16 protein-coding genes and 1 tRNA gene are annotated in these 20,542 nt (G+C 67.5%); 11 read left to right on the forward strand and 6 right to left on the reverse strand.

Annotated features, from left to right (window positions below; translation table 11 throughout):
- Positions 1 to 2: 2 nt before the first annotated feature.
- Entirely contained in the window at positions 3 to 521 is a 519-nt protein-coding gene (locus DQP56_RS04715) for a TetR/AcrR family transcriptional regulator C-terminal domain-containing protein (protein WP_353617097.1), read from the reverse strand.
- A gap of 187 nt (positions 522 to 708) precedes the next feature.
- Here DQP56_RS04715 and DQP56_RS04720 point away from each other — a divergent pair, with 187 nt between their 5' ends.
- On the forward strand, positions 709 to 1,608 hold the full coding sequence (locus DQP56_RS04720) for an alpha/beta hydrolase (RefSeq protein WP_112683832.1): 900 nt from the start codon (positions 709 to 711) through the stop codon (positions 1,606 to 1,608).
- Positions 1,592 to 2,248 (forward strand): maleylpyruvate isomerase family mycothiol-dependent enzyme, encoded by a 657-nt coding sequence (locus DQP56_RS04725; RefSeq protein WP_112683833.1) that lies wholly within the window; start codon positions 1,592 to 1,594, stop codon positions 2,246 to 2,248. Before DQP56_RS04720 ends, DQP56_RS04725 begins: the two co-directional genes overlap by 17 nt.
- 55 nt (positions 2,249 to 2,303) lie before the next feature.
- Here the strand turns inward: DQP56_RS04725 and DQP56_RS04730 are convergent, their stop codons facing one another.
- On the reverse strand, positions 2,304 to 2,969 hold the full coding sequence (locus DQP56_RS04730) for a pyridoxamine 5'-phosphate oxidase family protein (RefSeq protein WP_112683834.1): 666 nt from the start codon (positions 2,967 to 2,969) through the stop codon (positions 2,304 to 2,306).
- Positions 2,970 to 3,011: 42 nt separating this feature from the next.
- Here DQP56_RS04730 and DQP56_RS04735 point away from each other — a divergent pair, with 42 nt between their 5' ends.
- The 4 genes from DQP56_RS04735 to DQP56_RS04750 all read left to right on the forward strand — a co-directional run bounded on the left by DQP56_RS04735 (position 3,012) and on the right by DQP56_RS04750 (position 7,755).
- Positions 3,012 to 4,334 carry an aminotransferase class I/II-fold pyridoxal phosphate-dependent enzyme gene (locus DQP56_RS04735; RefSeq protein WP_112683835.1) on the forward strand — a complete coding sequence of 441 codons (1,323 nt, stop codon included), beginning with the start codon at positions 3,012 to 3,014 and terminating at the stop codon, positions 4,332 to 4,334.
- A 90-nt stretch (positions 4,335 to 4,424) separates the two neighbouring features.
- Entirely contained in the window at positions 4,425 to 5,519 is a 1,095-nt protein-coding gene (pdhA, locus tag DQP56_RS04740) for a pyruvate dehydrogenase (acetyl-transferring) E1 component subunit alpha (protein ID WP_112683836.1), read from the forward strand.
- Complete coding sequence (locus DQP56_RS04745; RefSeq protein ID WP_112683837.1) at positions 5,519 to 6,568, forward strand: alpha-ketoacid dehydrogenase subunit beta; 1,050 nt, start codon at positions 5,519 to 5,521, stop codon at positions 6,566 to 6,568. Before pdhA ends, DQP56_RS04745 begins: the two co-directional genes overlap by 1 nt.
- Positions 6,565 to 7,755 carry a dihydrolipoamide acetyltransferase family protein gene (locus DQP56_RS04750; RefSeq protein WP_112683838.1) on the forward strand — a complete coding sequence of 397 codons (1,191 nt, stop codon included), beginning with the start codon at positions 6,565 to 6,567 and terminating at the stop codon, positions 7,753 to 7,755. The genes DQP56_RS04745 and DQP56_RS04750 overlap by 4 nt, the downstream gene beginning before the upstream one ends.
- A 9-nt stretch (positions 7,756 to 7,764) precedes the next feature.
- On the opposite strand, the gene DQP56_RS04755 is transcribed toward DQP56_RS04750, so the two are convergent.
- Positions 7,765 to 8,523 carry an enoyl-CoA hydratase gene (locus DQP56_RS04755; RefSeq protein ID WP_112683839.1) on the reverse strand — a complete coding sequence of 253 codons (759 nt, stop codon included), beginning with the start codon at positions 8,521 to 8,523 and terminating at the stop codon, positions 7,765 to 7,767.
- A gap of 373 nt (positions 8,524 to 8,896) precedes the next feature.
- On the opposite strand from DQP56_RS04755, the gene DQP56_RS04760 reads away from it, so the two are divergent.
- The gene (locus tag DQP56_RS04760) at positions 8,897 to 10,204 is read left to right on the forward strand and encodes a tyrosine-type recombinase/integrase (protein ID WP_112683840.1); all 1,308 of its coding nucleotides are present in this window, start codon (positions 8,897 to 8,899) and stop codon (positions 10,202 to 10,204) included.
- Here the strand turns inward: DQP56_RS04760 and DQP56_RS04765 are convergent.
- The 3 genes from DQP56_RS04765 to DQP56_RS04780 all read right to left on the reverse strand — a co-directional run bounded on the left by DQP56_RS04765 (position 10,201) and on the right by DQP56_RS04780 (position 12,779).
- Positions 10,201 to 10,605 (reverse strand): hypothetical protein, encoded by a 405-nt coding sequence (locus DQP56_RS04765; RefSeq protein ID WP_112683841.1) that lies wholly within the window; start codon positions 10,603 to 10,605, stop codon positions 10,201 to 10,203. The genes DQP56_RS04760 and DQP56_RS04765 overlap by 4 nt on opposite strands.
- A 249-nt stretch (positions 10,606 to 10,854) precedes the next feature.
- Entirely contained in the window at positions 10,855 to 11,307 is a 453-nt protein-coding gene (locus tag DQP56_RS04770) for a hypothetical protein (RefSeq protein WP_112683842.1), read from the reverse strand.
- A gap of 1,398 nt (positions 11,308 to 12,705) precedes the next feature.
- Positions 12,706 to 12,779 (reverse strand) — tRNA-Arg (locus tag DQP56_RS04780).
- Positions 12,780 to 13,050: 271 nt separating this feature from the next.
- Between DQP56_RS04780 and DQP56_RS04785 the strand changes: the two genes are divergently transcribed.
- From DQP56_RS04785 to DQP56_RS04800, 4 genes are read left to right on the forward strand one after another with little or no spacing between them, the layout of a single operon-like run.
- Complete coding sequence (locus DQP56_RS04785) at positions 13,051 to 14,499, forward strand: wax ester/triacylglycerol synthase family O-acyltransferase (protein ID WP_112683844.1); 1,449 nt, start codon at positions 13,051 to 13,053, stop codon at positions 14,497 to 14,499.
- The gene (locus tag DQP56_RS04790; RefSeq protein ID WP_112683845.1) at positions 14,496 to 16,115 is read left to right on the forward strand and encodes an HAD-IB family hydrolase/lysophospholipid acyltransferase family protein; all 1,620 of its coding nucleotides are present in this window, start codon (positions 14,496 to 14,498) and stop codon (positions 16,113 to 16,115) included. The genes DQP56_RS04785 and DQP56_RS04790 overlap by 4 nt, the downstream gene beginning before the upstream one ends.
- Entirely contained in the window at positions 16,112 to 18,475 is a 2,364-nt protein-coding gene (locus DQP56_RS04795) for a glycerol-3-phosphate 1-O-acyltransferase (protein ID WP_112683846.1), read from the forward strand. The genes DQP56_RS04790 and DQP56_RS04795 overlap by 4 nt, the downstream gene beginning before the upstream one ends.
- Before the next feature lie 53 nt (positions 18,476 to 18,528).
- Entirely contained in the window at positions 18,529 to 20,541 is a 2,013-nt protein-coding gene (locus tag DQP56_RS04800; RefSeq protein WP_112683847.1) for a bifunctional copper resistance protein CopD/cytochrome c oxidase assembly protein, read from the forward strand.
- The last annotated feature ends 1 nt before the right edge of the window (position 20,542 follow it).

The raw sequence follows: 20,542 nt of genomic DNA on the forward strand, positions 1-20,542 counted from the left end.
ATTTACGGTGTGGCAGTTCTGATTCCGGCTAGCAGCAGTTCCAGGGCTCCGGCGAAGTCGTCGGCCGGCGTCGAGCGTTGACTGACTTTGCTGAGCGCAGCAATGCGGCGGTGTTCGTCGCCGGCCAACGCACCGATGTAGCCGGCGGCCTCGCGCTGTTGCTGGTCGCGATCCCCACCGGCCGACCTCGCGGGCAATTCGACCTGCGCACTGCCCATCACCAGGCTCAACACCGCCCGAAAAGCCGTGAGGAGGGGTCCATCGGCCAGCTTGCCGCGGCTCAGCGCTTCGATGAGGCTTTCGGCGACAACATAGCTCGACGACGACATGGTCCGGCGGGTGAGCACCAAGGGGATTGCGTTGGGGTGATTGTGGACCGCCTGCCACATGGCCGTCGCGATCGACCGGACGTCATCGACCCAGTCGTCGCTCGCCGGCGGGACTTCGACGTCGGCAATCACTGCCTCGGCAACGAGGGCTTCGAGTTCATCGCGGTTTTGCACATAGTTGTAGAGCGTCATCGGTCCGGTACTCAGTGCGGCCGCAAGCGATCGCATGCTCAAGCCGGATAGACCCTCGAGGTCGACGATTCGCAGGGCGGCCGCCTGAATCTCGGCCACGGTGAATCGCGCTCGCATGACCACCTCCACTTGACACGTACAACGTACGTAATATACAACACGTACAACGTACGCATTGGAGAATCGCATGCCGTTAGCCACAACCAGGACCGAATTCGACTCGCATGGCACCCGCTGTGCCGCATGGTTGACGTTGCCCCGCGCGCCCGGCCCGCATCCGGTGATCGTTCTGGCGCACGGGTTCGGGGCCAATCACACGATGTCGATGGCCCAATACGAGCAGCACTTTGCCCGGGCGGACATCGCCACTCTGGCGTTCGACTATCGCCACACGGGGGAATCCGGCGGTCTGCCACGGCAACGCCTCAGCCTGCGTCGGCACCGGGAGGACATCTCGGCGGCACTGGACTTCGCGCGCAACGTTCCAGAACTCGACCACACTCGAATGGCTCTGTGGGGCACCAGTCTCGGCGCGATGCACGTCCTGAAGGTCGCCGCGGTTCGCGATGATCTGGCCGCCGTGGTAGTGCAGTGCCCCATCGTCGATGGCTTCGCGACGGTTCGCCGGTTCGGGTTCGGCGCAGCTCTGCGGCTCGGGCCTGCCATCCTCGCGGACGCCGTCCGACGGCTACTCAATGCCACACCGCACTATGTGCCGATTGTCGGCCCGCCGGGCAGCTCAGCGGCGGTGACCGTGGCAGGTGCACAGGACGGTTGGAACGGGGTGGTCTCGCCGGGCGGGTCGTTCGACAACCGGGTCGGGGCGTCCGACGTGCTCGGGATCGCAGTCACCAGCGCACTACGGTCTGCCGGCGGCATCGCGGCGCCCTTGCTGGTGTGCGTGTCCCAGCGTGAGACGTTGATGGACCCGCGGCATGCGGTCGCCGTGGCGCGGCGAGCTCCACTTGGTGCGGCCCGTCACTACGACAGTGACCATTTCGACGTGTACCACCAACCGCTACTCGACACCGTGCTCGCTGACCAGACCGACTTTCTGCGGAGGAACCTCGATGTATCCAACGCGTGAGTTGCTCTTTGACCACGACATTCGGTTCTTGGCGGCGGTTCGGGAGTTGTCGGCGACGGATTGGGCGCAACCGAGCCTGTGCTCGCAGTGGACCAACCACGATGTGCTGGCGCACCTGGCTATGGGCTACCGGGCCTCCACCGTGCGGATGGCTGTCGAAATGGGACGACACGGCGGGTCGTTCGACCGTGCTAACGCGGCGCTGGCGCAACGGCTCGCTCGGCGGCGGTCCCCAGCGGAGTTGATCCAGGACTTTGCCGCCGGGATGGCGGCGCCACGTGGCCTCGGCCGAGTCTTCCCGCGGCGTCTTCTGCTGGGGGATCACGTGATTCATGAGCTGGATATCCGCTTCGGGCTCGGGCTGAAGTCAACGGCCGGATTGCCCCAGCTGGCGGCGGTGCTCCACACACAGGTGCAGATACCGAACCCGTTCATTCCTTCGCGTTCCTGGACCCGCGGCTTGTCGTTGCACGCTGTCGACCTCGACTGGCATAACGGCGACGGGCCCCCGGTCACCGGTACAGCAGCGCACCTGGCCTCGGTACTCGCGGGTCGGCCCTGGGCGCTGAGGCACCTCAGCGGCGACGGAGTCGACGTGTTACGGCGTCGCTTGGGTGCCCCGGCTGCTCCAAACAGCTGAACCCCTACCTGGTGACGCGGTTTGGAACGGCGATCAACCGGTAGCCAGCTGGCCATCACGGTCTGCGGTAGCGCGTCAAGTAGGAAGGCAGTGAGATCCCCGGGTCGAGGTCGTCGGCCGGTTCGGGCGATCCGGCGGCCATGGCCAACGGGACGACCCCGGCCCAGTACGGCAGTGTGAGGTCTTCGGGATCGTCGACCGGACCGCCGGTGCGCACCTTCGCGGAGACTTCGACCATGTCGAGCGCCAGCACGGCGGTCATGGCCAGCTCACGTTCGTTCGGGGGTCGGCTGTCGGCGGCGCGGCCAGACGCGGCATGGTCGACGAGGGCGGCCAGCGCTTCGCGCTTCTCGCCGCTATCAGCGACCAGCCGCGCCGCGCCCCGGACGATCACGGAGCGATAGGCCAGCGAGTGGTGCAATGCCGAGCGGGCCAGCACCAAGCCGTCGATCAGCGTGACGGTGACGCAGACCGGCAAGCCGGCCGGCGCTTTCGCGGCTGCCAGCATCGGGCCGCTTCCGGTGGAGCCGTGCAGATAGAGGACCTCGCCGTGCCGAGCGTGGGTAGTGGGCAGCACCACCGGGGAACCCTCGCTGAGGTAGCCGAGGTGACAGATCAGCGCCTCATCGAGGATGCGGTGGACGGTTTCGCTGTCATAGCGCGCCCGTTCCCGGTATCTGGTGGGCGTGGTGCGAGCCGTGGGTGCATAAGACCGAGCCATCACGGTTGCCTTTCAATAATGTAATAGTACATACTGAAATATGTGACGGTACAATATCCTATTGCCGGGGTGGGTGCCGAGTCGATAGCCGCCAGCATCGAAGCGGGCATCTCCGACGGCCTGCTGGCACCGGGATCTGCGTTACCGTCGATCCGCGACCTGGCCGTTCAGCTCGCCGTGAACCCCAACACAGTCGCCGCCGCCTACCGGTTACTGCGCGACCGCGGGGCCGTCGAAACCGCCGGGCGGCGGGGAACGCGGGTACGGGCTCGGCCGGCGACGACACCACGGTCGCTGCGCGGGCTCACGGTCCCCGCCGGCGTCCGCGACCTCTCAACCGGCAACCCGAACCCGGCGCTGCTCCCGATCGCCACCGCCAGGCTGTCGCCGCCCGCGACGCCGGTGCTCTACGGGCAGCCATCCGTCTCACCGGAGTTGGCCGACTACGCTCGGGCCACCCTGGCCGCCGACGGGGTGGCGGCCGAGCATCTCGCGGTGACATCAGGTGCCCTCGATGCGATCGAGCGGGTACTGGCGGCTCACCTGCGTCCCGGAGACCGGGTGGCCGTCGAGGACCCCGGGTGGGCTAACCTGCTGGACCTGCTCGGGGCGCTGGGGCTGGTTGTGGAGCCGGTCGGCGTCGACGGCGACGGACCACTGGTCGCCGACCTGGCGCGGGCGTTGCGCCGCCGAGTACGGGCGGTGGTGGTGACCAGCCGCGCCCAAAACCCCACCGGCGGCGCGATCTCGGCGGTGCGTGCCGATGCGTTACGCACCGTGCTGGCTGAAGCCGGCAACGAGGTGCTGCTGATCGAAGACGACCACTGCGCCGGCGTGGCGGGGGTGGGACTGCACCCGCTCGCCGGGGCCGTGCGGGACTGGGCGTTCGTGCGGTCCGCGGCCAAGGCCTACGGCCCGGACCTGCGGCTGGCACTTTTGGCGGGGGACCGTCGCACGATCGAGCGGGTGCACGGCAGGCAGCGGCTCGGACCGGGCTGGGTCAGCCATCTGCTGCAGGACGCCGCTGTCGGCATGTGGCGCCACAAGGCAGCCACGCGGCTGGTGGCCGACGCCGAAGCCGTCTACACCGACCGGCGCACCCGGCTGTGCGCGGCGCTGGCGGATCGCGGCCTGGCGTCCCACGGCCGCTCGGGGCTCAACGTGTGGATCCCGGTACCCGACGAGTCGGCGGCGATCACGCGGTTGTTCGCCGCGGGCTGGGCCGCGGCCCCGGGCAGCCGGTTCCGAATCGGCAGCTCGCCGGGAATTCGCATCACCATCGCCGATCTCGCCGCCGCCGAGATCGAACCGCTCGCCGATGCCCTAGCCGATTCGGTGGGTGGCGCCGGATACGCCAGCGTCTGACGAGCCGACACGTCAACGCCGGGGCGTGCGATGAACCAGGGCGGCCGATCTTCGCTGGCATAATGAGAGCAGCGTCACAAGGAGGCTCGCATGGGCCAGCTGCCAGGCATCACCGGTCCCCAGGTCGCCCTCGAACCTGTGCAGCTGATCGGGCCCGACGGCGCACCGACGGCGGAGAATCGCTACAGCCGGGACCTGCCCGAGGAAACGCTGTGCTGGCTCTACGAACTGCTGGTGCTCACCCGCGAGCTCGACACCGAGCTGGTCAACTTGCAGCGCCAAGGGGAGCTGGCGTTGTACGCCTCCTGCCACGGACAGGAGGCGGCTCAGATCGGCGCCACCGCCTGCCTGCGCAAGACCGACTGGCTGTTCCCGCAGTACCGCGAGCTGGGAGTGTTCGTCGCCCGGGGAATCCCGGCATGGAACGTGGCGGCCGCCTGGCGCGGAACATGGAACGGCGGACTGGAATTCACCGCGAAATGCTGTGCGCCGATCTCGGTTCCAATCGGCACCCAGGCGCTGCACGCTGTGGGTGCCGCGATGGGCGCGCAACGCCTCGGCGAGGACTCGGTCACCGTCGCGTTCGTCGGCGACGGTGCCACCAGCGAGGGAGACGTCCATGAGGCGCTGAACTTCGCCGCGGTGTTCGGCGCCCCATGCGTGTTCTATGTGCAGAACAACCAGTGGGCGATCTCGGTGCCGCTGCATCGGCAGACCGCCGCTCCGTCGCTGGCGCACAAGGCGATCGGCTACGGGATGCCCGGCATCCGGGTGGACGGCAACGATCCGTTGGCCTGTTATGCGGTGATGGCCGAAGCGGCCGAGCGGGCCCGCGCCGGCGGGGGCCCCACCCTGGTCGAGGCCGTCACCTACCGGCTCGGCCCGCACACCACCTCCGACGATCCGACGCGCTACCGCAGCAGCGCCGAACTCGAGGGCTGGAGGGTGCTCGACCCGATCCCGCGTTACCGCAACTATTTGCGCAACGCCGGCGTATGGACGCAGCGCCTCGAGGACCGGGTCGCGGCCCGGGCGCAGCGGCTGCGCACCGAGTTGCGGGACGCGACGGTCGGTGCGACCGATTTCGACGTCGACGAGGTGTTCGCCACGGTGTTCGCCGATCTCACCCCGGAGCTGCAGCAGCAGCGCCGCGCGCTGCGTGCCGAGCTGGCGACGGAGCGCTGATGACCCAGATCCTTGAGCCGCCCACCCGCTCGCCGGCCACGGCCCCGACGACCGGGCCGAATCCGGGCATCGAGCACCTGACCATGGTGGCCGCGCTCAACCGGGCGCTACGTGACGCGATGGACGCCGATCGCAAGGTGCTGGTGTTCGGTACCGACGTCGGGGTGCAGGGCGGCGTGTTCCGGGTGACCGAAGGCCTGGCCGAAACCTTCGGCGAGCAACGCTGTTTCGATACCCCATTGGCCGAGTCCGCGGTGATCGGGATCGCCGTCGGGCTGGCGGTGCGCGGCTTCGTGCCCGTCCCGGAGATCCAGTTCGACGGGTTCAGCTACCCCGCGCTGGACCAGATGGTCAGCCACCTGGCCAAATATCGGACCCGGACCCGGGGCGAGATACCGATGCCGGTCACCGTGCGCATCCCGTCATTCGGTGGAATCGGTGCGGCCGAACACCATTCGGAGTCCACCGAAACCTACTGGGCTCACACCGCGGGGCTGAAGGTGGTGGTTCCCGCCGATCCGTCGGACGCCTACTGGCTGCTGCGGCATGCCATCTGCGCGCCGGACCCGGTGATCTTCCTGGAGCCGAAGCGCCGGTACTGGGCCCGCGGCGCCGTCGACACCGCTCGCCCGCAGCCGGGCATCGGTTGTGCCGCGGTGCGCCGGACCGGTGCCGACGTCACCGTGCTGACCTACGGTGGCGGGGTGGCCACGGCGCTCTCGGCGGCCGAAATCGGTGCGCGGCAACATGGGTGGAGTCTGGAAGTGGTCGACCTGCGGTCCCTGGTCCCGCTCGACTTCGACACCGTTGCGGCATCGGTGCGGCGCACCGGCCGATGCGTGGTGCTGCACGAGGGCCCGCGAAATCTCGGCTACGGTGCCGAATTGGCGGCCCGTGTGCAGGAGGAACTGTTCTACGAACTGGAGGCGCCGGTGTTGCGCGCCACCGGATTCGACACCCCGTACCCGCCGGCCCGGCTGGAGCGGTTGTGGCTTCCGGGACCCGACCGGCTGCTGGACTGCGTCCAGCGCGTCCTGGAGGCGCCGTGAGCACGGCACAGATCCAGACGTTCGCGGTTCCCGACCTGGGTGAGGGGCTCGAAGAGCTCACGGTGACCCGCTGGGACGTGGCCGTCGGCGACGAGGTGGAACTCAACCAGCCGCTGTGCACGGTGGAGACGGCCAAAGCCGAAGTGGAGATTCCCAGCCCGTACGCCGGGCGGATCGTCGAACTCGGTGGTGCCGAGGGTGAGGTGCTCGCGGTCGGAGCGCCGCTGGTGCGAATCGACACCGGTCCGGCGGCGGACTCTCCGGACGCGACCCCGGCCGGGCGTGCGCCGGTGTTGGTGGGCTACGGCGCCGACGACACCGTCGACACCAGCCGCCGAGCGTGCGCGAGCAGCCCCCGGCCCAAAGCCAAGCCGGGCGCCCGCAAGCTCGCTGCGGAGCTGGGCGTGGATCTGGGCGGCGTGCCACCGGGCCCGCGCGGGGTGATCACCACCGACGGCGTGCTGGCCGCGGCGACCGGCGACCGGCCGGCCGACGAATTGCACCCGGTGAGTCCGGTGCAGGCTGCGATGGCACAACGAATGGCCATGTCCCGCAGCAGGATCCCCGACGCCCATGCCGCCGTACAGGTGGACTGCGCCAACCTACTGCACCTGCGCGACCGCCTTGCCGACGGTGTGGAGGGCGCGTCGATCACGCCGTTCACACTGACGCTGCGACTGCTGATTCTCGCTCTGGCCCGTCATCCGGTGCTCAACGCGACCTGGGTCGACGCGCCGGAGGGCCCACAGGTCCGCGCCCACCGCGCCATCCACCTCGGATTCGGGGTGGCCGCCCCCCGTGGCCTGCTGGTCCCGGTGGTATTCGACGCGCACCGCAAGACCACCCGGGAACTCGCGGACTGCGTGACGCGGCTCATCGCCGGCGCGCGCGCCGGTAGCCTTCGACCGGCCGAGTTGCAGGGGTCGACGTTCACCGTCTCCAACTTCGGCGCTCTTGGCATCGACGACGGGGTGCCGGTGATCAACTACCCCGAGGCGGCGATTCTGGGGATGGGTTCGCTGAAGCCGCGGCCGGTGGCCATCGACGGCGCCGTCGTCGTCCGCCCGCAGATGACTCTGACCTGCGCGTTCGACCACCGTATCGCCGACGGTGCGCAGGTCGCCGAATTCCTCTGTGCGCTACGCGATCTGATCGAACAACCCGATACCGCGCTGCTGGACCTGTAGCGCTGCTGCTCAGCGGCGTCGCGCGGCGGCCAGCCGAGACGAGAACTCCGGTGATTCCACGGTCGCCGCCTGCGGACCCAGTTCGGTGCGTTTGGCGAACTCGTGCTGCTCGCCCTCGACCGCGCCCGGAACAGCCGTGGTGCGCATCGTGGCTTTGGTCGCCAACACCACCTCTCGCGGAGCCGACGCCGGCCCGGTGGCCAACGTGATCGCCGCGTCGACCGGATCGTCGGCGACCTGCAGGGCCAACCCGTGCTGCACGGCGGCCCGGGCGTCGAAACGCATACCGAACAACAGCGCCGCCCGGGCAACCTGGGGTCCCACCGCCCGATGCAGCATCCAGGTGGCGCCGCCGCCAGGATGCAGACCCAACTGCTGGAACCGGGCGTCGAACACCGCTGCCGGGCCGGCGATCCGTACGTCGGCCGCCAGTGCCAGATTCAGCCCGGCGCCCACGGCGGCGCCGTTGACCGCGGCCACGGTGGGCAACGTGCACTGCGCGACCGCCATGAAGCCGTCGTAGAGCGCCAGCAGCCCGTCTTCGGTGGCAGCTCCGAGGGCCGACAGGTCAGCGCCGGCGCAGAACGCCCGGCCCGCGCCGGTGACCACCACCGCGTGCACGCCGGTGTCGGCTTCGGCCCGCTGCACCGCTGCCCGCAATTGTGCCGACATCGCGCCGGTGACCGCGTTACGCCGGTCGGGATCATTGACGGTAATCAACGCCACCCGGTCAGCGACGCGGAACAAGACGAGATCGGATTGTGTCATCGACGATGACGGCATCGGAACCCGGTCAAGCGACCCAGGCGATGATCACGGCGGACACCGCAATCAGCGCGATCATGAAGACCGTGTAGAGGATGAGGGTGCGTTCGTGGCCCATGGACCTGCCTTTCCAGGTTTACCCGGCATCATTGCGGGTTTCCGGCACTATGTCACGCAAAGTGCCGTTGCGCTTCGCCTCGTTGGCGCGCCCCCGGCAGGACTCGAACCTGCGACCACAAGATTAGAAGTCATGTTTTAGGTATACTCCCATCATGTCGGTTAGGCAAACATGCAGGTCACGGTATCGTCATCTATGGTCATCTACGGCCACCTGCGGCTAACGTAGGGTAGCACGTAGAGACTGATCGGAGTCCACATGACCGAATGCCCAACCCCTCGCCTCAAGTCCTACGACACCGAGGCCGATGTCCCCGCCAAGGCATACCTGTGCGCCTGCGGAAACTGGCACGCCAAGCCCCGCCGTCCGCGCGGCGACGGCGGCCTCTACAAGACCGCAGACGGACGCTGGACCGCCCGCGTGGAACTGCCCCGCGCCGCCGACGGCACCCGCCGCTGGAAACGCATCAGCCGCAGCAGCCGAAACGAGGCCATCGCCGAACTGAAGAAAATCCGCAAGGAAGTCGACTCCGGCCGCATCGCCGCCACCGACAAGGCCACCGTTGAGCAATGGCTGCACCGATGGCTGACTGAGATCCATCGCGGCAAGATCCGCCCCGGCACCTACCAGGGCTACGAGCGCATCATCCGCCTGCATATCAACCCGCGCATCGGCGACAAGCGCCTCGATCAGCTCACCGCCGCCCACATTCGGACGATGAGCGAGGGCATCTCATCGACCCGCAACGCCCAGCTGGCCCACGTCATCCTCCAACGGGCCTTGCGTGACGCCGAGCGCGAAGGACTCATCGGCCGCAACGTGGCCCTACTGGTGGACAAACCCGGCCACGTCCCCGCCGAACGGGAGCCGCTGACCGCCGACCAGGCCAAGCACCTGCTGCGGTCGGCGATCGATCACAAGGACCCGTGGGCGACTCGCTGGGCCGCCGCACTGCTGCTCGGGGCGCGGCAGGGTGAATGCCTCGGGCTGACATGGGACCGCCTCGACCTCGAGGCCGGGATCGTCGACTTCTCGCTACAGCTACAGCAGTTGCCACAGATCCATGGGTGCGGGGAGCGTCACAGTGACGACACGTGGCCGTGTCACCGTAAGGCGCCCGCCGCCTGCCCGAAGGCCAAGCTCGACATCCCCCGAACCTTCAAGCCCATCATCCTCGACGGGGCACTCGCCCTGACGCCACCGAAGACGAAGGCCCGTGTCGTTCCGATCCCGGCACCGCTGGGGGAGATGCTGAAACGCCACCCCCGCGGCCGGAAGAACCCGCACAACCTCATCTGGCATCTGCCCGACGGACGACCGCAGGACCGCTACAGCGACTACCAGGCTTGGCAAGCGGCGTTGGCGGCCGCCGGACTACCGCCGGCCCCCCTGCACATCGCCCGCCACACGACGGCCACACTCCTGATGCAGGCCGGGGTTCCCGAAGAGATCCGCATGGCGATCCTCGGACATGCGGGCGCACAGGTGCATCGAGGGTATGCGCATGTCGACCTGTCACTGTCTCGCGCGGCGATGGACGGGGCACTCAAGGGACTGCTGGGCTAGTCGAAGATTCCCTGGTCACGCGCTGGCCGCATGTCGGGCATTCCCTCGCCAAGAAAACTGCCCCGGTCTTGCATGTGCGCGATCCAGCGTCCCCATGCTTTCGCGTTCGGATCGCCTTCGCGCTGTGCCGCCTCCACTTCGTCATCAAGAACCAGTGACACGACCGCCTTCAGCGGTATGCCCTTCGCATCATCGACGGAGCCGGGTCCGGTGACTACCGCATAGCAGCCGTCAGGATGTATTGCGCTGGTGACCACGACCCGCTGACCCACCACAGGCGGGGAGTCGAACGGCCAGAAATAGGCGTAGCGATGTTCGGGGCCGTTGTCCGGAACCTCTTCCTCGTAGAGTTCCTGGTAGGCGATCCTGACGACCGGCCGCTCGTGCCGCGGTGGCGGCACCGGCCGTCTTCGTCGCCAAGGGGGCCGCATGTTCCCGAACCCTAGTTCACTTCCTATTTCTCCATGGTCACTTTGTGGCAACAGGATGGTTGTGGGTGTGTCGTGGCACGTGATGTTTGGTTAACGTCCGGAATCTAGGGGCTGTCCCGAAGTGAGGATGCCTTGGACGACCCCGGCGAGTTGGAGCAGTTGCAGATTGAATACGTTCAGCTCATTGAGGACCATCCGCCGAGCACGTGGTCGCCGAACCTATTTCGCGTCGTCAATGCGGCGATTTGCCTTCAGTTCGGCGGCGGTCTTCCTGGCGGATTCGTCGGCAGCGGCCGCCACCTGACCCTCGTTCGATGACTTCAGCCGCTTGCCCTTGGGCGTGATCGCACCGTCACCGCCCCGCAATAGCAGCTTCGCATTGGGGTCGGACCGGCGCACAACCTCTGCCAGTAACTCGCGGTTGGTGGCCGCCTTGAGTGCGTCGGCGATCCCGACGACCTGAACGTCGGAACCCCGTAGATAGCCGGTATCCACCAGCGCATCTACCGGCGATACTCCGCACGCGCGCGCCAGTGTGATGACCAGGTCCGGGTCGAGGCGTCCAGCGGCGAGCTGGCGGCTGATCTTTGACTGCTGGACGCCGGCCTTAGTGGCGATGCTGCGCTGACTTTGGCCACCAGATGCTGCGCTGAGCCACTCTCCATGTTCCATGCGATGCACTATAGCATCGCCCACTGACGTGTGCTCACCTGGGCTTTTAGCGGAACGACTCGCCGCGAATCGCCACGTCTTTGCAAAACCGGATCGAATGATGCATAGTCGGTTCATACCGAACTGCTAACGCATCAGTGATTCATTGGGAGGGTCGCGCCAGATGCACCGAATCCGCCTACGGCACGGCGTAATTGACCAGATCAAGCAAGACCGAAACCTCGACAGCGATGCCCAGATCGGCGCAGTCCTCGGCGCCACCGTCGCCGAGGTGGAGCAGATGCGGCACGGCGCGGCGATCTCCCCCGAGATGGCCCTGCTGGTCGCCACGATCCAAGGTACGATTCCGGCGGCGCTTCGTTCAGTGTCTCCTCGGTGACGCCGTCGGCATCCGCGAAGTCCTCGTCCCGGCGCCGCTTTCCGGGCATTGCAACCTCGGTAGCCTGCGTGAACGGATCCATGGTGGGTGCCGTTTTCGCACGCTGCTCCATGATCGGTGGCGGCAGCGGAGTGCTGGCGTAGAGTACCTGAACCTTGTCGGTGAGTATGCCCGCAGCCAAGACCGCACCACCCAAGCCCAGATTGCCTGGCCACCACAGTACGTATTGCCGATACCCGGGAGGCTCCGGAATGCCATCCCCGCCGCCGATTGGGGTACCCCAATTCCTCCTCGATACTCAGCTGATGCTCGCCGGGCACATACTCCACCGATTCGAGCAGGCTGCCGTCCCAGTTGCGTGGATGTTTGCGCACCCCGATACGAGACCCCTTCCCGTCGACCAGAACAATCCCAAACCCGTTGCCCTTGATCGCCTTCAAAGTCGAGTCCTCGGTCTGGCGACGCCACCTCGAGAACAGCAACGTCTCCAGCAGCGTGCATGACACGGTGATTCCTCGGGGATCGTTCCCCTGATCGACGTACCGGTCCGGAACCTCCGCCAACCTCGCACACAGATCGCCATGCGTTTCGCCCAACACGAGAGCATGCTGCTCGACGAACTTCTCCACCAGCAGTTGTGGATTGTCGTGTAGGTCCATGGGGTGAATTTTTACCCCGGTATCCCACATCGGCCGGCGCGCCACGCCGTGCAAACTTGGAAAATGTTTGGCCAACCATACCTAAGAGGATACATGTATACGATGATTAATGTGCAGGTAAACACGCTGATTGACCAATAGAACGTGTTAAACCTCTGATAAGCGGTCCGGGGTCCATTCCCAATCGGGCCGCATCGTCACGCGCTTCGTCGGCGCACTGCTCCCATGCCGTGGCGACGGCGAGAACTTGGGCGGCGGTGACCGAATTCTCCTGTGCGGCAACCGGCTCGACCAGATGTCCATCCTCTGCGTAGGGACTCACGTAGTGTCCGTGCTCTACGCCGATATTGCCTTGACCTGCGCCCCCGGCAGGACTCGAACCTGCGACCACAAGATTAGAAGTCATGTGCTCTATCCACCTGAGCTACGGGGGCAATACAGCCCAGTTTATCGGCTGGTGGCAATGGAGCGGCGCCGGTCTCAGCACGCCGGCCGGTGAAACCAGCGGGAACCGACGGTCACACCGCGCCAGCGCCATGAGCCAAGGAACGCCCGAGAAGGGCGGTGTCGAACAACCACCACAGTTGTTCGACATGCTTTAGCGTTGAATGGTGCTCGTGAAGAGGGTGAATCAGGAGGGGAACGTGGTGGTCGCGGCGTCGGTGCGCGGGGCAGGCACTGGCGGCGAGCCCTCGGGAGCTTCACATGGGTGACCTCATCGACGCCACGGGCCTGCCCACCGAACTGGGGGCCGTCGACTACCTGTTGCACCGCGGCGAGGCCAATCCTCGCACCCGGTCGGGAATCATGGGCGTGGAGTTACTCGACACCACCCCGGACTGGAATCGTTTCCGGAGCCTGTTCGAGAACGTGTCCCGGCGGGTACTGCGATTGCGCCAGAAGGTGGTGGTGCCGACGCTGCCGACGGCGGCGCCGCGCTGGGTGGTGGACCCCGACTTCAACCTGGATTTTCACGTGCGCCGGCTCCGGGTGCCCGAACCCGGGGGGCTGCGCGAAGTGCTCGACCTGGCCGAGGTGAGCCTGCAATCACCGCTGGACATTCAGCGGCCGCTGTGGTCGGCGACGTTGGTGGAGGGGTTGGCCGGCGGGCGCGCCGCCACCATGCTGCATCTGAGCCACGCGGTCACCGACGGTGTCGGTGGCGCTGCGATGTTCGGACAGATCTACGACCTGGAACGCGACCCGCCGGCCCGAGCCATGCCGCCGCAACCGGTGCCGCAGGACCTGTCGTCGAACGATTTGATGCGCGACGGCATCAACCACCTGCCGGCCGCGGTGCTCGGCGGCACCCGCGACGTGCTGTTGGGGACGCTGTGGGCGGCCACCCGCACGGTTCGTGATCCGTTGTCGGCGGTGGCCGGCGTCATCGGCTATGTCCGCTCGGGCGCACGGGTGATGAGCCAGGCCGCCGAACCGTCGCCGCTACTGCGGCGACGCAGCCTGAGCAGCCGCACCCAGGCGCTCGACATCCGGCTGGCGGATCTGCACCGGGCCGCCAAGGCCGGCGGCGGATCGATCAACGACGCCTACCTGGCCGCGCTCTCCGGGGCGCTGGGGCGATACCACCGGGCGCTGGGTGTCCCGATCGCCACGTTGCCGATGGCGATTCCGGTAAACCTGCGTGCCGAGGCCGATCCCGCGGGCGGTAACCGGTTCACCGGGGTGAATCTGGCCGCCCCGATCGGGGTCGCCGACCCGGTGGAGCGGATGAAACGGATCCGGGCCCAGATGACCCAGCGGCGCGAAGAACCCGCGATGGACGTGATCGGATCCGTGGCGCCGCTGCTGAGCGTCTTCCCGACGCCCGTGCTGGAGAAGATGACCGAGTCGGTGGTCGCGGCCGACGTGCAGGCCAGCAACGTGGCCTTCTATCCCGGCGACACCTACATCGCGGGTGCCAAAGTGTTGCGGCACTACGGAATCGGTCCACTGCCCGGTGTGGCGATGATGGTGGTGCTGATCTCCCGCGGCGGCGAGTGCACCATCACGGTCCGCTACGACCGGGCCGCGGTCCGCGACGAGAAGCTGTTCGGCACCTGTCTGGTGCAGGGATTCGACGAGGTGTTGGCGCTCGCCGGTGACCCGGTACCGCGCTGTGTGGCGGCATCGTTCGAGTCGGATGCCGAGTCATGACCGGTGAAAAGTCGCCGCCGCGCGACATGCGGCTGCCCGGATCGGTGGCTGAGATCGCCGCCAGCCCGCCCGGTCCCAAGATCGGCGCCTTCTTCGACCTCGACGGCACCCTGGTGGCCGGCTTCACCGCCGTCATTCTCACCCGGGAACGAGTCCGCAGCCGCGACATGGGGATCGGGGAGCTGTTCGGCATGATCCAGGCCGGGCTCAATCACCAACTCGGCCGCATTGAATTCGAGCAACTCATCACCAAGGCGTCGTCGGCATTGCGGGGCCGCTCGATCAGCGATCTCGACGAGATCGGCGAGCGGTTGTTCGCGCAGAAGATCGCCGGGCGTATCTACCCGGAGATGCGCGAAGTGGTGCGCGCCCATCAGGCCCGCGGGCACACCGTGGTGCTGAGTTCCTCGGCGCTGACCATCCAGGTCGAACCGGTCGCCCGTTTCCTCGGTATCACCAACACCCTGACCAATGCCTTCGTTACCGACGAGAACGGTGTGCTCACCGGGGAGGTGGCCGAACCGATCCTGTGGGGACCGGGGAAAGCCGCCGCGGTGCAGAAATTCGCCGCCGAACACGACATCGATCTGCAGGACAGCTATTTCTACGCCGACGGCGACGAGGACGTCGCGTTGATGCATCTTGTCGGCAACCCCAGGCCGACCAATCCCGAAGGCAAGATGGCCTCGGTCGCGCGCAAGCGGGGGTGGCCGATCCTGCGGTTCAGCAGCCGCGGCAGTGGCGTCGTCGGTCAGCTGCGCAACCTTGCCGCGCTGGGATCGATGGTGCCGGTGGGCGCCGGCGCGATCGGGCTGGGCCTGTTGAGCGGCAGCCGGCGCCGGGGCGTCAACTTCTTCACGGCGTACTTTCCGCAGCTGCTGCTGGGCCTCAACGGTGTGCGGCTCAACGTGATCGGCAAGGAGAACCTCACCGCAACCCGACCCGCGGTGTTCATCTTCAATCATCGCAACCAGGTCGACCCGGTCATCAGCGCAGCGCTGGTGCGCGACAACTGGATCAGCGTCGGCAAACGAGAGCTGGAACGAGACCCGATCGCCGGCCCGCTGGGAAAGCTGACCGAGATGGTGTTCATCGACCGGGACGACGCGGCATCCGCGGTGGAATCCCTGCACGCGGTCGAGGAACGCGCCAAGCGGGGACTGTCGGTGGTGATCGCACCCGAGGGCACCCGGGTCGACACCACCGGGGTAGGGCCGTTCAAGAAGGGGCCGTTCCGTATCGCGATGGCGGCCGGGATTCCGATTGTGCCGATCGTGATCCGCAACGCCGAGGTGGTCGCCGCCCGGGACTCGATGAGCGCCAACCCCGGCACCGTCGATGTCGCGGTGTTCCCGGCGATTTCGGTCGAGGACTGGACAGTCGACGACCTGGCCGACCGAATCGCGGAGATCCGTCAGCTCTATCTGGACACGCTGGCCGACTGGCCGGTCGACGAGTTGCCGCAGTGGTCGCCCACGCCGGCCAAGAAGTCCGCCGCCAAGAAGACGCCGGCCAAAAAGTCCGCCGCCAAGAAGACGCCGGCCAAGAAGGCTTCCGCCAAGAAAGCGGCGGCGCCGAAGGCGAAGAAGACCGCCGGCCCGAAAGAGGTGCCGTGACGACATCCCCGGCCACCGACCCCGCCGATCACTCCGGATCCACCGTGACCGGCGACACGCTCGTGCTGGCATTCGTGTCGTCGGACGTGGAGGCGGGCCTGGTCCGGGATTGGGTGGATCGGTACCGGCAGGCGAATCCCGATGTGCTCGCCGAGCTGTTCCCGCTGGAACCGGACAGGCCGCCGTCGACGATGGCTCGGCTGGTGGGACAGCTCGAACGCGACGAACAGCGCTCGGTTCTGCCGGTGCGAGTGTTCTGGATGCCGCGTGCCGGAGCGTCAGCGCTGTCCCGAGTGGCCGCGCTGCTGCCCGGCCGTAACCCATACCGGCCCGGTGAGCGTCAGCAACGTCAGATCGTGCGTACCGACTCGGCGCTGGCCCGGGTGGTCGCCGGTGAACCGGCCACCGTCGCCCAGCTGCGCGAGCAGTGGCGTGAGAACACCGTCGGCGACAACCCCCGCGACTTCGCGCACTTCGTCACCCGGCGGGCGGTGCTGGCGCTGGAACGTGCCGAATACCGAATCCTGGGGCCACAGTACAAGTCGCCGCGGCTGGTGAAGCCGGAGATCTTGGCCTCCGCCCGTTTTCGCGAGGGACTCAAGGCCATTCCCGGTGCCACGCTCGAAGAGGCGGGCAAGATGCTCGACGAGCTGTCCACCGGGTGGAGTCGTGTCTCCGTCGACCTGGTCGGGGTGCTGACCCGGTTGCTCAGCCGCGGCTTCGACCCCGAGATCGACTACGACGAGTATCAGGTGGCCGCGCTGCGCACTGCGCTGGAAAGCCATCCCGCGGTGCTGCTGTTCTCCCACCGCTCCTACATCGACGGTGCGGTCATGCCGGTCGCGATGGCCGAGAACCGGCTGCCGCCGGTTCACGTATTCGCCGGGATCAACCTGTCTTTCGGATTGATGGGACCGCTACTGCGCCGGGCCGGGGTGATCTTCATCCGGCGTAGCATCGGCAACAACCCGCTCTACAAGTACGTGCTCAAGGAGTACGTCGGCTACGTGATGGAGAAACGGTTCAACCTGAGCTGGTCCATCGAGGGAACCCGGTCGCGCACCGGCAAGATGCTGCCCCCCAAGCTGGGGCTGATGACCTACGTCGCCGATGCATACCTGGATGACCGCACTGATGATGTGCTGCTGCAAGGTGTTTCGATCAGCTTCGATCAGTTACACGAGACCGACGAATATGCCGCCTACGCCCGCGGTGGGGAGAAGACACCGGAGGGTGCTCGCTGGCTCTATCGGTTCATCAAGGCGCAGGGCGAACGCAGCTACGGCAAGATCTACGTGCGTTTCCCCGAAGCGGTGTCGATGCGCCAGTACCTCGGTGCCCCCGACGGTCCCGCGGCGACCGATCCGGATGCCAAGCGGCTTGCCATGCAGAAGATGGCCATCGAGGTGGCATGGCGGATTCAGCGCGTCACCCCGATCAGTGCCACCGGTCTGGTGTCGGCGCTGCTGTTGACCACCCACGGGCTGGCGTTGACGCTGGACCAGATCCATCATTCGCTGCAAGACGGTCTGGACTTTCTGGAACGCAAGCAGACCCCGATCTCCACCAGCGCGCTGCGGCTGCGCAGCCGCGACGGGGTGCGCGCGGCGGTCGATGCGATGTCCAACGGGCACCCGGTCACCCGCGTCGACGGGGGCCGCGAGTCGGTGTGGCGGATCGCCCCCGAGGACGAGCACGCCGCCTCGTTCTACCGCAATTCGGTCATCCACGCCTTCCTGGAGACCTCGATCGTCGAGCTGGCACTGGCTCACGCCCGTCGCGGCGAGGGTGACCGGCTCGAGGCGTTCTGGACTCAGGCGATGCGGTTGCGGGACCTGCTGAAGTTCGATTTCTACTTCGCCGACTCGGCCACGTTCCGCGACAACATCGCCGAGGAGATGTCCTGGTTCTCCGATTGGGAGTCGCGGGTCGCCGCCGGTGGCGCCGAGGTCGACGGGATTCTGTCGGAGAAGACCCCGGTGACCTCCGATGTCATGCTGCGGGTTTTCTTCGAGGCCTACGAGATCGTCGCCGACGTGCTCTGCGATGCGCCGGCCGACGTCGGCGAGCAGGAACTGACCCAGTCGGCCCTGGGGGTCGGCCGCCAGTACGTGGCGCAGGGGCGGGTCCGCAGCAGTGAGTCGGTGTCCACCTTGCTGTTCGCCACGGCATGCCAAGTCGTCGCCGACCAGGAGCTGTTGGAGAACACCGCGGACCTGGCCGAGCGCCGCCGGGCGTTCCGGGCTGAATTACGGAGCATCCTGAAGGACTCCGACCACATCGCCCGGATCGCCCGGGAGGCATTCGTCGCCCGAGACACCGAGATGCGCCGGCATTGGCGTGGAGTGGCCGGCCAATAGCGCCGCGGCGCCTCGATACGCGGAGTTTCGGGAGCGCACCATACGCTGGGACCATGACCTCTGCTCCGGCCACCCGTGCCCGCTCGGCCAAGTTCGTGCCGGTGCTGGCCGGGGTGGCGATCCTGGCCGGCGGTACCGCCGCCGCGATCGCCGCGTTGTCGCTGGCCGATGCCCTGACGGTGACCGGCCTGCCCGATCCGGGCCCGGTGACGACCCTGGGCCTGCCGTTCGTGCGGGCGGTCGGCGAGATCGCCGCGGTGTTGGCGGTCGGCTCGTTTCTGCTCGCCGCGTTCCTGGTGCCGCCACAATCCAGCGGTGTGCTCGACGTCGCCGGCTACCGCGCCCTGCGGCTGGGCGCCGTGGCGTCGGGGATCTGGGCGGTGTGCGCGGCGCTGCTGGTGCCGCTGACCATCTCCGATGTCTCCGGACACCCCCTGTCGGAGTTCCTGAATCCGGCCACCACCTGGTCGCTGACCGGGATGATCAACACCGCGTCCGCGTGGCGATGGACGGCAGCTCTCGCCGCGGCGGTGACCTTGGTCAGCCTGGCGGTGCTGCGCTGGTCCTGGACGCCGGTGCTGCTGGCGGGTTCGCTGTTCACCCTCGTCCCGCTGGGTCTGACCGGGCACTCGGCGGCCGGCGGCTCACATGATTTGGCCACCAACAGCCTGCTGATCCACCTGGCCGCGGCCGGGCTGTGGGCCGGCGGTCTGTTCGCGCTGTTGGTACACGCGCTGCGCGGCGGTGAACACGCCGGTCTGGCGGCCCGGCGGTTCTCCGCGGTGGCGTTGTGGTGCTTTGTGGCCATGGGATTGTCCGGGGTGCTCAACGCGTTGGTGCGCGTCGCCCCGTCGGACCTGCTGACCAGCGAGTACGGCCGATTGGTGCTGGCCAAGGTCGTCGCGCTGTGCCTGCTCGGTGTGCTGGGCTGGCAGCAGCGGCGCAGCGGGGTCGCGGCGCTGCAGACCGACCCGCCGTCGAGCGCCGCGCTGATCCGACTGGCCCTGGTCGAGGCCGCTATCCTCGCGGCCACCTTCGGGATCGCGGTCGGACTGGGGCGAACCCCTCCGCCGCCACCGCCAGTGCTGAACCCGTCGGTGCCGATGGTGAAGATCGGCTACGACTTCGCCGGCCCGCCCACCGTGGCGCGGATCCTGTTCGACTGGCGGTTCGACGTGATCTTCGGCACCGCCGCAGTGGTGCTGGCTGCCGTCTACCTGGCCGGTGTGCTGCGCCTGCGGCGCCGCGGCGACGCCTGGCCGGCGGGCCGCACCACGGCTTGGCTGCTGGGCTGTGCGACGCTGCTCGTCGCCACCTCGTCGGGAACCGGGCGCTACATGCCGGCGATGTTCAGCATGCACATGGTGGTGCACATGCTGCTGTCGATGCTGGTGCCGATCCTGCTGGTGCTGGGCGGGCCGACCACGTTGGCGCTGCGGGCGCTGCCGGCCGCCGGGCGCGGCGAACCGCCCGGAATGCGGGAATGGCTGTTGGCGGCACTGCACAGCCGGGTCTCGCGATTTTTCACCAACCCGGTCATCGCGGCGGTGATCTTCGTCGCCGGCTTCTACGGGCTGTACTTCAGCACCATCTTCGACTCGATCGTCGGCAGCCACGCGGGGCACGTCGCGATGAACGTGCACTTCATGCTCAGCGGCTACCTCTTCTACTGGGTCGTGATCGGGGTGGATCCCACTCCGCGTCCGATCTCACCGCTGGCCAGACTGGCGGTGGTGTTCGCCTCGCTGCCGATGCACGGCTTCTTCGGGGTGCTGCTGATGGGCATGCACAAGGTGCTGGGCGAGTGGTTCTATGCCAGCCTGGGGTTGCCCTGGCACACCGACCTGGCCGGTGATCAGCACCTGGGTGGGGGAATCACTTGGGCGGCAGGGGAATTGCCGCTGGTGATGGTGATGATCGCGCTATTGGTGCAGTGGCATCGCAGTGATAGCCGGACGGCGAAACGGATGGACCGGTCCGCCGACCGGGACGACGACGCCGAGTTGGCCGCCTATAACGCGATGCTGGCCCAGGTGGCTCGCCGCGACGCCCTCGGGCGGCACTGAC

It is taken from the genome of Mycolicibacter senuensis (assembly GCF_003284925.1).
GTDB classification, from domain to species: domain Bacteria; phylum Actinomycetota; class Actinomycetes; order Mycobacteriales; family Mycobacteriaceae; genus Mycobacterium; species Mycobacterium algericum_A.